The sequence below is a fragment of the Pseudomonas sp. SG20056 genome (assembly GCF_031764535.1).
Taxonomy (GTDB): domain Bacteria; phylum Pseudomonadota; class Gammaproteobacteria; order Pseudomonadales; family Pseudomonadaceae; genus Aquipseudomonas.
Window position 1 is genome coordinate 360736 of sequence record NZ_CP134499.1, and the last position, 15797, is coordinate 376532.

Here is a 15797-nt window from a genome sequence, read left to right on the forward strand (position 1 = left end):
ACCGATGTTGCTCAGAATCCTGACGCTACTGGTGCTGCTTCCGCTGCCTGCGCTGGCTGCGACCTATACCTTCAATACCAGTGGAGGCACAGTTGTCAGCGGCTCACCGTCCATATGCTCCGGTGCCTGGAGCCGTTCGGGCACAACCTTTACCTGCAATGGCACCCTGACAACGGCGGCCAATGATGTGCTGACAGTGTCTACGGCCACGAACATTGAGGTGGTGGCTCAGGCTGTCAGCCTGACGGCAACCACGGCTGGCGCAGGTGACCGTGCAATCAACCTGCGCGCCAGTTCCAATCAGTTCTCGGCCGCTAATTCGGTGGTCAATGGCACAGTCACTGCCAATACGGGCAGTATTTCCTTGAGTGGCGGTCGTGTCAGCGGTCTGGTGCTCAGTGGCTGCTGCACGGTTACCACTAATGGCACGGACCTGCTCGGTGGTGCGCGATCCAATTCATCGGGTATCAGCATCACTGGCGGCACCATCCAGGGCGATTTTTTCGCAGCCAACAACTCGGCAACCTTCACCGGTGTGGACATGCTTTCCGGTACGGTGAGTGGCGCCAGCACGGTGACCTTTACCAACAGCACCGTGGGGCGTCCCAGCGTATATGTGACAGTCAATTCCGTCAGTGGCGCCATTACCCTCAATAACACCACTGCTTATGGCAGTTTTACGGCGCCTGGTTATTCGACCGTAAACGTCAATAATGCAAGTTCTGTCACGGGCAGTTGTTTACCCAACTCAACACCTGGTAATGCATGCCAGGCTGGGCCATTGCTCAGTTGGTCGCTGGATGAACTGAACTGGTCGGGTGCCGCAGGGGAGGTGTTGGATGCTTCCGGCAATGATCTGCCCGGCACAGTATTCAATGGTGCTGTCACCGGCAATACCACGCCGGCCCTGCCGACCGTGAATGCCCAGGGCACCTGCCGCTACGGCAGTTTCAACACCGCTTCCAGCCAGTATGTGCAACGTGCGCACAGTGGGCTGCTGACGCTGCAGGACACCTTCAGCATCGGTATTTGGGTCCGGCCGCGAACCCTGCCAGCTTCGGGATTGATGAGCATTCTGTCCAAGGATGAAAACTATGAGTTTCACCTAAACCCGAATGGCACCGTCAACTGGTGGTGGCAGACCACAGGGCCCAGTGCCACCCGCGAGTTCAATAGCACTACGGCGCTAACACCAGGGCAGTGGAGTCATGTGCTGATTCGCCATGCTCCGGGCGACCAACGCATCTATATCAACGGCAATCTGGCAGGCCAAGCCAGCTTTACTGGCACGCCACTGGCCAATACCGACCCTCTACAGTTGGGGGCAGACCAAAGTACGGCCGGGCGTTACTTCAACGGTGAGCTGGATGAGCTGCGCATTTATAACAGTGCCTTGTCGTCGGCGGCTATTTCGGCGCTGGTAGCCGAGCGGCATCCGTGCGAGCTGGCGCTGCAATGCTTCAGTGACGATTTTGGGCGTGCCGGCTTGGGCGATGACTGGGCCGTGGCTAGCCGAGGCAGTACAGCCTTTACGCCGGTTATCAACGGCGGTCGCATGCGTTTGACCAGTAACCAGGGCAATGTGGCCACCTCATCCACCCTGCAGCGCTTGTTCCCGGCTGCCGGTAACTTTATCCAGGTTCAGTTCCGGCATTACGCCTACAACGGCAGCGGCGCGGATGGGGTGGCGGTGGTTCTCTCGGATGCGACCATTACCCCGCAACCCGGTGCCTTTGGCGGGCCGCTGGGCTATGGCACCAAAGGGACTGCTGCTACCACGGGCTTTGCGGGTGGCTGGCTGGGAGTCGGGGTTGATGAGTATGGCAACTTCTCCACTGAGGGTGGCCCGGGTGGCCCGGGGCGGCGTCTCGACTCGGTTGCGGTGCGTGGTTCCGGCTCAGGCACAACAGGTTATCGCTATATCGCCGGCACCCCTGCCAACCTCAGCCCGGGAATCGATAGCGCCGGCAGTACCACGCCTGCGCCCGGTCACCTTTACCGCATTACTGTGGATGGGCGGTTTACCGGCGCGGCGCGGCTGACGGTTGAGCGCGATAGCGGCGCCGGATTCGTTGTGCTGCCCAACCTGGATAGCATCAATGTGCTGACGGCGGCCGGGCAGGCGTCGCTGCCGGAAGATCTCTATCTGTCGCTGACCGGCTCTACTGGCGGTTCGACCAATATCCACGAGTTGGACGACCTGCAGGTCTGTGCAATCAATATCAAGCCGATTGCCGAGCAGGTCGATCACTTCGACTTCACCTATACCTCTCCAGGGCTGACCTGCAGTCCGCAGCAGGTGATTGTGCGAGCCTGCTTGAACAGTGATTGTTCGCAGCTCTATAGCGACCCTGTCAGCCTGACGTTGGCCCCTACCACAGGCTGGACTGCGCAGGCGCCGGCAAGTCTGAGTAACGGTAACTTGCTCAGTTTCTCTGGCGGCAGCGCCGTATTGCAGTTGCGGGGCAATACGGTAGGGGCGCGCACGCTCGGCGTTACAGCCTCGCAGCCGACAGCTAAGCCCAACAGTCAAACCACGTGCAGCACGGCAAATTGCCAAATCATTTTTGCGGACAGCGGCTTTCTGTTTGATGTGCCCAATCTGCTGGCCAATAAAGAGTCGGCGGATATCCAACTGCGCGCGGTGCGAAAGGACAACAGTACGCAGCTTTGCGTGCCCGCCTTCGAAGCCGGTACACGGCGTGTACAGTTCTGGTCTGGCTACAGCGACCCAGTTACGGGCACGCGGCCGGTCCAGGTCAATGGCACTGATGTGGCAGGCAGCACACCGGGCACCGGGCTTGACCTGACCTTCGGTCCGGGTGCACAGGCCACTGTGCGTGTGCGTTATACCGATGCCGGCATGATGACTCTCAACGCCAGGTACGCGCCGACGACGGGCGAAGAAGCGGGGTTGGTCATGACCGGAGTCGATCAGTTCGTCAGCAAACCCTATGGCTTGTTACTGCAGACCGATGGCGTGTGCAGCAGCGCAGATATCAGTTGCCCGGTGTTCCCCGGTGGTGTGCGTGCGGGTGACCCGTTCCAGTTGCGTATTGCTGCCGTGGGCTGGCAAAGCGATGGCGAACCACTTACCGCTGAGGCGTTGGTGGATAACTTGGTGACGCCCAATTTCCGCCTCGGCAATATCGCCCTGAGCAGCGCAGTAGTCGCCCCATCTGGCGCTGACAATGGCAGTGTGAGCCCGCCAGCGTATAGCCATGTGCTGGGGCCGCGGACTGATGTCGGCGCTGCGGTGTCCGAGGTGGGGGTATTTCGCTTGAGTGCTGCGCCGCAGGCTAGCTATTTCGGTGAAGCGGTCAGTGGTGGCAGCAGTGAGCTGACCGGACGCTTTATCCCGGCCTACCTGCAAGCTGTGGGCACTGCCAGCCTGACACCCAGTTGTGGCAGTTTCAGCTATCAGGGCCAGCCGATGAGCTTTGCCCCAAACCGTGAGCCGGTGCTGACCATCAGCGGGCGCAATCGCCAGGGTGGGGTTACCCGCAACTATGATCGGGAGGTGTTCTGGCGCCTTAATCCTCCGACCAGTGGGGTTTACAGTTCGACTCTAGGCAATGCCCTGGATACGCGCTTGCAGGTGCTGGACAGTGAGTCGGTGTCGGTGTCGGTTGCCGGTGCGGATAATGGCGATGGACTGCGAGAGTATCGCTACAGCGGTGAGCGTCTGAGTTATGTGCCGGCGATAGCGCCTGAGGCGATCGATCTACCCTTTATGGCGCGGCTCAATCAACGTTTCAGTGCCGCCAGCCTGAGCGACGCCGACGGTGCCTGCCATGGTGGTGGCACAGGCTGTACTGACTTTGCCTACGACTTTACCGACGAACCGGGTAGTGAAGTGCGTCTGGGCCGCCTGCATATCGGCAATGCCCATGGCTCCGAGTTACAGGCGCTCAGCCTGCCGGTCAACGTACAAAGTTGGCAGAACACTGCTGCGGGCAATGCTTTTATGAGCGAAGGACTGGACAACTGCAGCGCAGCCCAGCTCGGTGCAGCGACCCTGACAGACCATAGTGGCAACTTGGCAGTGGGTGACACTACTGCCAGCTTGAGTGGGCCGCTGGCGGGTGTGGGGGTGCTCAACCTGACTGCACCGGGTGCTGGCAACGATGGTTCGGTTCGGGCCAGTTTTCTGCCGGCACTGCCTCCGACCTGGCTCTACTACGATTGGCAGGGCAATGGCCGGGAAATGGCCAGAGGCCTAGCCACCTTCGGCATTTACCAGGGTTCACCGCCACTGATCTTTCGCCGCGAGTTGTATCGCTGAAACAGCAGGGCCGCCTGCGCGGCGGCTAAGGTCACTGGCGTTTTGCTCCCCTATCCCTAACCCTCTCCCCAGAGGGGCGAGGGGACTGGGCGCATCCAGCTCAGGCTAAGTGAACAGCAGGGCCGCCTGTGCGGCGGCCCTGTTTTGTTAGCCCTGAGGGTGGCGAGGCGTCAGTCGTCGCTGTCCTCGTCATCGGCGCTTTCGATGTTCATGCCCAGTTCCTTGATCTTGCGCGTCAGGGTGTTGCGGCCCCAGCCCAGCAGCATGGCGGCGTCGCGGCGGCGGCCGGCGGTGTGCTTGAGGGCGGTTTCGATCATGATCCGCTCGAAGGCCGGCACAGCGGTATCCAGCAGGCTGGACTGGCCGCGACCCAGAGCCTGGTCGGCCCACTGGCGCAGCGCCTGTTCCCAGTTGCTGACCGGCGCGCTTTCCTGCGGCTGGCTGAGCAGTTCCGGCGGCAGGTCGTCGACATGCACCTCACGGCCCGAAGCCATCACGGTGATCCAACGGCAGGTATTCTCCAGCTGGCGCACGTTGCCCGGCCACGGCAGCTGCTGCAGGTAGTCTTCGGTTTCGCTTTTCAGCAGCTTGGGCTCGACCGCCAGCTCCAGGGCGGCGCGGCTCAGGAAGTGCCGAGCTAACGTGGGGATGTCTTCGCGGCGATCCGACAGGCGTGGAATATGGATGCGGATCACGTTGAGGCGGTGGAACAGGTCTTCGCGGAACTTGCCGGCCTGTACCAGGCTTTCCAGGTTCTGGTGGGTGGCGGCGATGATGCGCACGTCCACTTTGACCGGGGTGTGGCCACCAACCCGGTAAAACTCACCGTCGGCCAGCACGCGCAGCAGACGGGTCTGGGTGTCGGCCGGCATATCGCCGATTTCATCGAGAAACAGCGTGCCGCCGTCGGCCTGCTCGAAACGGCCACGGCGCTGGTTGGCCGCACCGGTAAAGGCGCCTTTTTCGTGGCCGAACAGCTCGGACTCCATCAGGTCCTTGGGAATCGCCGCCATATTCAGCGCGATAAACGGTGAGGCAGCCCGCGGGCTGTGACGGTGCAGGGCGTGGGCGACCAGCTCCTTGCCGGTGCCGGATTCGCCGTTGATCAGTACGGTGATATTGGAGTGCGAGAGACGGCCGATGGCGCGGAACACCTCCTGCATGGCCGGCGCTTCGCCAATGATCTCCGGCGTACGTGGCTGCTCGACCGGCACGGCCAGACTCTGCTGCTCCTGCGCATGCATATTGGCGCGCTTGACCAGCGACACCGCTTCGTCGACATCGAATGGCTTGGGCAGGTACTCGAACGCGCCGCCCTGGTAGGACGCAACGGCGCTGTCCAGGTCGGAATGAGCGGTCATGATGATCACCGGCAGGCGCGGGTACAGCTCGCGGATGCGCGCCAGCAAATCCAGACCGCTGGCACCCGGCATACGAATATCGGAAATGATCACATCGGGTTGCTGACGGCTCAGGCGGCTGAGCACGCCATCGGCGCTGTCGAAGCTCTGGGTGGTCATGCCTTCCTGTTGCAGGGCTTTTTCCAGGACCCAGCGGATGGAGCGGTCGTCATCGACAATCCAGACGGTTTCACTGCGACTCATGACGAAGTTACTCCTTGTTCCAGCGGCAGGAAGATCGAGAACACGGTGTGGCCAGGATGGCTCTCGCACTCGATCAAGCCTTGGTGCTGACTGATGATGTTCTGGGTAATGGCCAGGCCCAGGCCGGTGCCGTCGGCACGCCCGCTGACCATGGGGTAGAAGATGGTTTCCTGCAGCTCGGGTGGAATGCCGGGGCCGTTGTCGATGATTTCGATCTTGGTCACCAGGCGATGACGGCAATGGCCAATGGTGAATTGGCGCAGGGCGCGGGTACGCAGGGTGATGCGGCCCAGGCGCAGATCGTTCTGCCCGGACAGCGCCTGCATGGCGTTGCGCACGATATTCAGCACCGCCTGGATCATCTGTTCGCGGTCGATCAGCACATCCGGAATGCTTGGGTCGTAATCGCGCACCAAAATGATGCTGCCCTGGCTTTCCGCTTCCACCAGACTGCCGACGCGTTCGAGCACTTCATGCACGTTGGTCAGCGCCAGGGATGGCAGCTTGTTCGAACCGAGCATACGGTCGACCAGGTTACGCAGGCGGTCGGCCTCCTCAATGATCACGTTGGTGTAATCCTTGAGGCTTTCCTCGGGCAGCTCGCGGGCGAGCAGCTGCGCGGCGCCGCGGATGCCGCCGAGTGGGTTCTTGATCTCGTGAGCCAGGCCGCGCACCAGCATTTTGGTGGTTTCCTGTTTGGACAGCTGCGCCTCTTCCTTGGTGATACGCAGCAGGCGGTCACGCGGATGCACTTCCAGCAGCAGCAGGGTTTCGCCCTTGCTGAGCACCGGTGTCACCGCATAGTCGACAGTCAGGGTCTGGCCGCTGACCGACGTTACCACCGCTTCGCGCTTGTTGAACGGGTGGGCCTGTTGGACGGCCTGGCGCAAGGCGCTCAGCGCTTCACTGGATTCGGTAAACAGCTCGCTGATGAATTGCCCGTGACTGCGTTGGCCACTGACGGCCAGGAGCATCTCCGCTGCCGGGTTCATGTACTCAAGACGCAGGTCGTCGTTGAGCAGCAGCGTGGCAGTGGTCAGGTTGTCCAGCAGCAGGCGGTGCAGTGCGTCGTTGATGATCATATGGGATGTCAGCAGACCCTTGGGTTCCGGCAATGCAGCTGGAAAATGCAAGAAGCAAACCAAAGCCCCGAAAAGAAGCGTGTTTGGCCGTGAGATGCCGGGAATTAGCTGCTTTTCAGCGCAGCCGGGTCGCGTGCGGCGACCCAAAACAGGGAGAGTATAGAAATGCCGGGCAATATGCGCACTGCTTTGGTGCGTGATGCCGGTTTAGATAAATGGAACGAAGGGAATGTCTTTCTTTTCTGGTGGTTTGTCCTTGAGCGGGCACTCCGGGCGTACGCCGTAATCGGCCTTCTTGCAGGGATTGACCATGCGCTTCTGCGCCAGGGAAATGCGCAGCATGTGGAACGGCTGAGTAGGGGTGCGTTCGATGATACGACCCTGCTGGTCGATGATTTCCACCGCCAGTTGGTGGGTGCCGCGGTCGATATTCTCCAGCGGGAATACCGGGCTAGTGCCCACTTCGCCAACCTGTACACCGTCCAGCAGCAGGCGATAACTGTGCTGGGGAAAAAGTTTTGGTTCGCTGTTGACGCTGACAATCAGGTTGCCGGCGCTGTCACGGATGGTCGCATCGGGCTGTGGCACCAGAATCCGCAGCAGGCTGTAGCGCTGGCTGGGTTCGGGTGGCGCTTCAATTACGGGCACCGTTTGCGTCTGAATGGTTGGCATCGAGTTGCTGGGTGCCAGCTCGACGCGTTCGGCATCGCCCGAGCGGGGCTTGTCGGTGAAGACGCGATTCCCTTCGGCGTCTATATAGGTGTAGACCTGCGCGAAGGCAGGCAGAGCGAGCAGCATCAGGCCGCAGAACAGCAGATTGCGCATAGTCAGGGGGCTGGCTTGGGTTTTGGTGGAGGTGGTCGCAGGGCCGGGCTGCTGGTATTGACCCGCTGCACGGTAAAAGTGGCAGTGGCGCTTTGCTGGATCGATTGCTCGCCACTGAGCACTTCCACAGCCAGGCTGTGCTCGCCACGGTCGGCATTGCTTATCTGCAGGCGCGGTACGTTGCTCGGCTGGCCGTGTGGCTTGCCGTCGAGTAGCAGGCGCAGGCGATGGTTGTTGGCCAGGCGCGGCTGAATGTCCACGCCAACGCTGAAGGTGCCGTTGTTCGCGCGCATGGCCTCATCGTCGGGGATGCCGGTCAGCTGCAATGTGCTGTACGGCGCTGCGCTGTCGACTGAATCGGGGGTGGTTGCTGCGGGCAGGCTGGGTACTGGCATCGACACACTATTGGTTTTCGGCAGTTCGACATTCTGCGTCGCCTGGCCTTCCGGTGGCTGGTCGGTGAATACCGTGTTGCCATTGGCGTCGGTGTATTTGTAGATCTGCGCACTGGCCGGCAGCGCCAGGCCCAGCAGCAGGCAGATAAGTAGAGGGCGCATGCCTGACTCTCCCTAGTAATGTGCCCCTAAGACTTGCACTGGTGAGGCGCTCTGGCAAGCGTGTTGATGGCTGGGCGTGTACCAGCGCAGAAAACTGCGGGGTGAAAGGTGGCTTGTGCCAGGCGCCAGACGCAAAAAGGCCACCCGAAGGTGGCCTCTTGTCTTGCGTGCGGGATTAGACGCTGTAGTACAGGTCGTATTCCAGCGGGTGTACGAAGGTGCGTACTTTGATTTCTTCTTCGGACTTCAGCTCGATGTAGGCATCGATGAAGTCGTCGGAGAACACGCCGCCTTTGGTCAGGAACGCACGGCCCTTGTCCAGCTCTTCCAGGGCTTCTTTCAGGCTGCCGCACACTTGTGGGATCAGCTTGCCTTCTTCTGGCGGCAGGTCGTACAGGTTCTTGTCGGCAGCATCGCCAGGGTGGATCTTGTTCTGGATACCGTCGATACCGGCCATCAGCAGTGCAGCGAAGGCCAGGTATGGGTTGGCAGCCGGATCCGGGAAGCGTGCTTCGATACGGCGAGCTTTCGGGCTGGAAACGTATGGAATACGGATCGAAGCCGAACGGTTACGCGCCGAGTAAGCCAGCATTACCGGAGCTTCGAAACCTGGGACCAGACGCTTGTAGGAGTTGGTCGACGGGTTGGTGAAGCCGTTCAGGGCCTTACCGTGCTTGATGATGCCGCCGATGAAGTACAGAGCGGTATCGGACAGGCCGGCATAGCCTTCGCCGGAGAAGGTGTTCTTGCCATCTTTGGAGATGGACATGTGTACGTGCATACCCGAACCGTTGTCACCGTACAGTGGCTTCGGCATGAAGGTCGCGGTTTTGCCATAGGCATCGGCCACGTTGTGTACGCAGTACTTCAGGGTCTGAACTTCGTCAGCCTTGGCCACCAGGGTGTTGAACTTCACACCGATTTCGTTCTGGCCGGCAGTCGCCACTTCGTGGTGGTGAACTTCGATGACCAGGCCCATTTCTTCCATGGCATTACACATGGCAGTACGGATTTCGTGGTCGTGGTCGCACGGCGGAACTGGGAAGTAGCCACCTTTAACGGCTGGGCGATGGCCCTTGTTGCCGCCTTCGATGTCAGCGTCGGTGTTCCAGGAGCCTTGTTCGGAGTAGATCTTGAACATGGAGCCGGAGATGTCGGACTTGAACTTCACTTCGTCGAAGATGAAGAACTCAGGCTCTGGGCCGACGAATACGGTGTCGCCGATGCCGGTGGTTTTCAGGAACTCTTCAGCGCGCTTGGCGATCGAGCGTGGGTCACGGTCGTAGCCCTGCATGGTGCTTGGCTCGATGATGTCGCACACGATGATCAGGGTTGGTTCTTCGGTGAACGGATCCAGTACGGCGGTTTCGTCAACCGGCAGCAGGATCATGTCGGAGGCTTCGATGCCTTTCCAGCCGTGGATGGAGGAGCCGTCGAACATTTTGCCGACTTCGAAGAATTCGTCGTCCAGCGCATCGCGTGCCGGCATGGTCACGTGGTGCTGTTTGCCCTTGGTGTCGGTGAAGCGCAGGTCAACCCACTTCACGTCGTGTTCTTTAATAAGTTGAATCGACTTCGACATGCTGTCCTCCAGGTGGATAAGGCTCGAATTGTGAGCCCTCAATAGTACGGTACGGCCGCGGCATACTCCGCCAGGGCATCCTGCCTCACAAGGGAGCAAATTGCATGCCAGTGCACAGGAATGGGTGTAAGCCCTGAAACTCAGGGCTGGCGGGGGCTGCGTGGCGCTGCTCGGGAAATATTTGCACTGTTATGGGGCGCTTCATTTGTGGCTCGCTCTTAAATGGTGCGCGTTTTAAGCGGGTGAGGATTTTTGATCAAAGCGTGAGCAATTTCCGCTATAATCCGCGCCCCTGTTTTTTCGCGGCCTCGGCACCCCCTGTTTTCATGAAACTGATCGTTAAAGTCTTCCCGGAAATCACCATTAAAAGTCGGCCGGTGCGTAAGCACTTTATCCGGCAGCTGGCGAAGAACATTCGTTCGGTATTGCGTGAGTTCGATCCACAGCTGCAGGTCAGCGGTGTGTGGGACAACCTGGAAGTCGAAACCCAGATCAGTGAGCCGAAAACCCTGCAGGCGATGATCGAGCGCTTGAGTTGCACGCCGGGCATCACCCATTTCCTGCAAGTCGATGAATACCCATTGGGTGATTTCGACGATGTGCTGGAGAAGTGCAAGCTGCACTTCGCCGATCAGCTGCCAGGAAAGATCTTCGCAGTGCGCTGCAAGCGTGCCGGCAAACACTCGTTCAGCTCCATGGATGTCGAGCGCTATGTCGGCAGCCAGTTGCGCCAGCAGTGCGGTGCGGCCGGCATCTCGCTGAAAGATCCCGACGTTATTGTGCGTATGGAAATCCGCGACCAGCGCTTATTCGTTATTCACCACCAGCACGAAGGCCTGGGCGGTTATCCGCTGGGCTCGCTGGAGCAGACCCTGGTGCTGATGAGCGGCGGTTTCGACTCTACCGTCGCCGCCTACCAGATGATGCGCCGCGGTCTGGTCACTCACTTCTGCTTCTTTAATCTAGGTGGCCGCGCCCACGAGCTGGGCGTGATGGAAGTGGCGCATTACCTCTGGCAGAAATTCGGCAGCTCGCAGCGCGTACTGTTTATCAGCGTGCCGTTTGAGGAAGTGCTGGGCGAGATTCTCGGCAAGGTCGACAACAGCCAGATGGGCGTCATCCTCAAGCGCATGATGCTGCGTGCCTCCACGCGCATGGCCGAGCGCCTGCAGATTGATGCGCTGGTCACCGGTGAGGCGATTTCTCAGGTGTCGAGCCAGACCCTGCCGAACCTCGCGGTGATCGACTCGGCCACCGATATGCTGGTGCTGCGTCCGCTGCTCGCCAGTCATAAGCAGGACATCATCGACACCGCCACGCGCATCGGCACCGCCGAGTTCGCCAAGCACATGCCGGAATACTGCGGGGTGATTTCGGTCAACCCGACCACCAAGGCGAAGAAGCTGCGCATTGAGCACGAGGAAAGCCAGTTCGACATGGCCATTCTCGAGCGCGCCCTGGAACGTGCGACCTTGCTGCCGATCGATAAAGTGATCGACGAGCTGGGCAAGGACGTGCAGATCGAGGAAGTCAGCGAAGCGCTGGCCAGCCATGTGATCATCGATATTCGTCACCCCGATGCTGCCGAGGACGAGCCGCTCGCCCTGCCCGGCGTCGAGGTCATGGCGCTGCCCTTCTATGCCCTGAACAGCAAGTTCAAAGAGCTGGATGAGGCGCGCCAGTACCTGTTGTATTGCGATAAAGGTGTGATGAGTCGTTTGCACGCCCACCACTTGCTGAGTGAGGGGCATGCCAATGTGCGCGTTTATCGTCCGGCATAAAACGCCCGGGTTGAATGGCGGCAGTATCCGCCATCGCCCTCCCGACCTACAGGCGGCGTGATTAACACGCTCGCGCCGCCTGGCAGAAATCGCAATTAGTTAATACTCGCCGCCTAGACTTAGCGGCACACCGAATCCTCTGATCGAGATACACACGTGATCGAAAATCTACGCAACATCGCCATCATTGCCCACGTTGACCATGGTAAGACCACCCTGGTAGACAAACTCCTGCGTCAGTCCGGCACCCTGGAACGTAACGAGCTCAACGACGAGCGCGTGATGGACAGCAACGACCAGGAAAAAGAGCGCGGCATTACCATTCTCGCCAAGAACACCGCGATCAACTGGAACGGCTACCACATCAACATCGTGGATACCCCCGGCCACGCCGACTTCGGTGGTGAAGTTGAGCGCGTAATGTCGATGGTTGACTCCGTGCTGCTGCTGGTTGACGCCCAAGACGGCCCGATGCCGCAAACCCGTTTCGTGACCAAGAAGGCCTTCGAAGCTGGCCTGCGTCCAATCGTGGTAATCAACAAGGTTGACCGTCCAGGCGCGCGTCCAGACTGGGTTCTGGACCAGATTTTCGACCTGTTCGACAACCTCGGTGCCACCGAAGAGCAGCTGGACTTCAAAGTCGTCTACGCCTCGGCCCTGAACGGCATCGCCGGTCTGGATCACACCGACATGGCTGAAGACATGACCCCGCTGTACCAGTCCATCGTTGACAACGTGCCGTCCCCGGCTGTTGACGTTGATGGTCCGTTCCAGATGCAAATCTCCGCACTGGACTACAACAGCTTCCTCGGCATCATCGGCGTTGGCCGTATCGCCCGTGGTCGCGTCAAGCCGAACACTCCAGTGATCGCCATCGACGCCGACGGCAAGAAGCGCAACGGTCGTATCCTCAAGCTGATGGGTCACCACGGCTTGCACCGCATTGACGTTGAAGAAGCAACCGCCGGTGACATCGTTTGCGTCAGCGGCATGGACCAGCTGTTCATCTCCGACACCCTGTGCGACATCAACCACGTTGAAGCGATGAAGCCGCTGACCGTTGACGAGCCAACCGTCTCCATGACCTTCCAGGTCAACGACTCGCCGTTCTGCGGTAAAGAAGGCAAGTTCGTTACCAGCCGCAACATCAAAGAGCGTCTGGACAAAGAGCTGCTGTACAACGTGGCCCTGCGTGTTGAAGAAGGCGACAGCGCCGACAAGTTCAAAGTCTCCGGCCGTGGTGAGCTGCACCTCTCGGTACTGATCGAAACCATGCGTCGCGAAGGCTTCGAAATGGGTGTAGGTCGTCCAGAAGTGATCATCCGCGTTGTGGATGGCGTGAAGCAGGAACCGTTCGAAAACGTCACCATCGACACCCCGGAAGAATCCCAGGGCAAGGTCATGGAAGAGATGGGCCTGCGTAAGGGCGACCTGACCAACATGGTGCCGGATGGCAAAGGCCGTGTTCGTCTGGAATACAACATCCCTGCTCGCGGTCTGATCGGCTTCCGTAACCAGTTCCTGACCCTGACCAACGGTGCTGGCATCCTGACCTCGATCTTCGATCGCTACGACACCATGAAGTCCGGTGACATGTCCGGTCGTCAGAACGGTGTTCTGGTATCGGTAGAAACTGGCAAGGCACTGACCTACTCCCTGGAAACCCTGCAGGCGCGCGGCAAGCTGTTCGTTGAGCACGGCCAGGAAATCTACAACGGTCAGATCGTCGGCCTGAACAGCCGCGACAACGACATGGGCGTAAACCCAACCAAAGGCAAGAAGCTCGACAACATGCGTGCTTCCGGCAAAGACGAAACCATCGCCCTGGTTCCACCTGTCCGCTTCACCCTGGAGCAGGCGCTGGAATTCATCCAGGACGACGAGCTGTGCGAAGTTACGCCGAAGTCGATTCGTCTGCGTAAGAAGATCCTCGACGAAGGCGAGCGCACCCGCGCTGCCAAAAAAGCCAAGAACTGATAACAGTTCTAGCTAACTGAAAAGCCCCCGCCGGCGCGAGCCTGCGGGGGCTTTTTTATTGGGCTGTCGTCGCGTGCGGCCACTTTTGGGTAATCCCTGTGCGACGATTAAATAATGCTCTCAACGATTTTTATGTCTGGCATTTAGCTGTGCTGCTTCTCAATCGTGGGCGCCTTGTGTAAGGTTCGCCGCGACAGCAACCGGCGGTCAGAAGTTCAGGATGAACGGCTGGTTCTGTGAGGTGGGTCACGTGCTGTGCGGGTGATGGCAACTCGCCATGTGTTCTAATGCGCGCCGCATTTTCCTCTGTTAATTCGCTATTCAAAGGATTGAAGGCATGTCCCTTCGTAGTAAACCTTTATGGCCTGCCATCCCTGGCGGTCACCCTGCGGGCCATCGCTGTGCAACGTTAAAAATGGCTTCCGGCCATTTTTTGGCCGTTTGGCTGATGTGTATCCTTTTTCCCGCTGTATCGCTGGCGCAAACGCCAGGTGATCGGGACCTTATCCGCGAGCGTCAGGAGCGTCTGCTGCAAGAGCAGGAGCGCCGCCTGGATGAGTTGCGCCAATTGCCTGGCAAGGTCGAGCAACTACCCGCGCAACCAGTTGCTGAAGACGAACGCTGCTTTGCCATCGAGCAGATCAATCTGGTCGGCACCACGCTGCTCAGTCCAGCTGATCAGGCCGCTATTCTCAAACCTTACAGCGGCCAATGCTTGGGCGTTGGTCAGCTCAATCAGCTGCTTAAGGACATCACCAATCACTACCTCGGTCGTGGTTATGTCACCACGCGCGCCTACCTGCCGCAGCAAGACCTGGCCAGCGGTACGCTGCAGGTCACGGTAGTCGAGGGCCAACTGGAAGGCTTGAACAGCTCGGAGTTGGCCTCTGATCGTGAGCTGGCCATGAGCTTTCCTGGTGCAACCGAGCGCGTGCTGAATTTGCGCGAGTTGGAGCAACTGGTCGAGCAGCTCAACCGTTTGCCGTCGCGTCAGGCACAGCTGGAACTGGTGCCTGGTGAGCAGGTTGGTGGTAGCCGTGTGCAGCTGCAAGGTCAGCGCAGCAAGCCGTGGCGCGTCAGCCTGGCGCGGCATAACGATGGCCAGTTGAGTACCGGTGAGCAGCAGTGGGGGCTGGGTTTGGATTGGGATAGCCCGTTGGGTCTAGCCGACCAGCTGAGCCTACGTGCCGGTCGCGATGCCGTCAGCGACAGTTACCGCCATTCGCATAACCAGAGCCTCAACTACAGCCTGCCGTATGGCTGGTGGACCTTCAATTACAGCTACAGCCAGAGCTACTACCGCACCGAAAGCGAAGCCAACGGTTTTGCCTTTGATCAGGATGGCGAGAGCAAAACCCACGCTTTGCGTGCTGAACGTGTTCTGCACCGCGACAGCCTGAGCAAAACCGCCGCCAGCCTGGGCGTCAGTCACCTGCGCAGCAACAACTTTATCCTCGGCAACCTGATCGATGTCTCCAGCCAGCGTCTGTCCGAAGCACAGTTGGGCTTTAACCATGGCCGACGTATTGGCAATGCCTTCGTCAACGCCGACCTCGGCTGGCAACACGGCACCGGCGCATTTGATGCGCAGCGCAGCGGCAGCCCACAAAGCGGTCAGCCGGTGGCGCGGTACAACAAATACAGCCTGACCCTGAGCTACCTGCAACCGTTTCAGCTGTGGGGCGAGTCGTTCAGCTTCGACAGCCTGGCCAACGGTCAGCGCAGTGAAGATGTGCTGTACAGCCCGCAACGCATCAGCGTCGGCGGCCTGAGTTCGGTGCGCGGTTTCAAGGAACAATCGCTGTCCGGCGACAGCGGCGCCTACTGGCGCAACCAAGTGCGCTGGCGCAAGGCGGTGAGTTGGCAACCGCTGCAGCCCTTTGTCAGTGAGTACGGCGTGGCATTCGCCTACGACATGGGTGTGATCAGCGGCGGGCGTTACAACCCGGACCAGCACGGTCGCCTCTCCGGCAATGCCATCGAGCTGAGTGCCCGTGGCCAGCACATGGCCGCTTCGGTGACCTTCGCCCGTTCACTGGAGCGCCCGGACGCCATCGAGCGTCAGGAGCATCCGGTGTACTTCCGGGTCGACCTGTTCTTCTGA

General features: G+C 59.8%; 9 protein-coding genes. 4 read left to right on the forward strand and 5 right to left on the reverse strand.

The features are described from left to right. The first annotated feature begins 4 nt into the window (after positions 1-4). On the forward strand, positions 5-4285 hold the full coding sequence (locus RHP75_RS01765; protein WP_311090198.1) for a DUF6701 domain-containing protein: 4281 nt from the start codon (positions 5-7) through the stop codon (positions 4283-4285). 170 nt (positions 4286-4455) lie between these two features. On the opposite strand, the gene ntrC is transcribed toward RHP75_RS01765, so the two are convergent. The 5 genes from ntrC to glnA all read right to left on the reverse strand — a co-directional run bounded on the left by ntrC (position 4456) and on the right by glnA (position 9935). After that, complete coding sequence (ntrC, locus tag RHP75_RS01770; RefSeq protein WP_311090199.1) at positions 4456-5889, reverse strand: nitrogen regulation protein NR(I); 1434 nt, start codon at positions 5887-5889, stop codon at positions 4456-4458. Continuing rightward, positions 5886-6971 (reverse strand): nitrogen regulation protein NR(II), encoded by a 1086-nt coding sequence (gene glnL, locus RHP75_RS01775; protein WP_409079699.1) that lies wholly within the window; start codon positions 6969-6971, stop codon positions 5886-5888. The genes ntrC and glnL overlap by 4 nt, the downstream gene beginning before the upstream one ends. Positions 6972-7178: 207 nt before the next feature. Then, on the reverse strand, positions 7179-7796 hold the full coding sequence (locus tag RHP75_RS01780) for a DUF4124 domain-containing protein (RefSeq protein ID WP_311090200.1): 618 nt from the start codon (positions 7794-7796) through the stop codon (positions 7179-7181). A 2-nt stretch (positions 7797-7798) separates the two neighbouring features. Then, on the reverse strand, positions 7799-8353 hold the full coding sequence (locus RHP75_RS01785; RefSeq protein WP_311090201.1) for a DUF4124 domain-containing protein: 555 nt from the start codon (positions 8351-8353) through the stop codon (positions 7799-7801). Positions 8354-8528: 175 nt separating this feature from the next. Further along, positions 8529-9935: a glutamate--ammonia ligase gene (gene glnA / locus RHP75_RS01790; RefSeq protein WP_090254820.1), complete on the reverse strand. Its 1407-nt coding sequence runs from the start codon at positions 9933-9935 to the stop codon at positions 8529-8531. 326 nt (positions 9936-10261) lie between these two features. Between glnA and thiI the strand changes: the two genes are divergently transcribed. The 3 genes from thiI (at position 10262) to RHP75_RS01805 (ending at position 15797) form a co-directional block, all read left to right on the forward strand. Beyond that, positions 10262-11716 carry a tRNA uracil 4-sulfurtransferase ThiI gene (gene thiI, locus RHP75_RS01795; protein ID WP_311090202.1) on the forward strand — a complete coding sequence of 485 codons (1455 nt, stop codon included), beginning with the start codon at positions 10262-10264 and terminating at the stop codon, positions 11714-11716. 156 nt (positions 11717-11872) lie between these two features. Continuing rightward, positions 11873-13693, forward strand: coding sequence for a translational GTPase TypA (gene typA / locus RHP75_RS01800; RefSeq protein WP_311090203.1), 1821 nt, complete (start codon positions 11873-11875; stop codon positions 13691-13693). A 448-nt stretch (positions 13694-14141) separates the two neighbouring features. Continuing rightward, a complete protein-coding gene (locus RHP75_RS01805; protein WP_311090204.1) occupies positions 14142-15797 on the forward strand; it encodes a ShlB/FhaC/HecB family hemolysin secretion/activation protein in 1656 nt (551 codons plus the stop codon).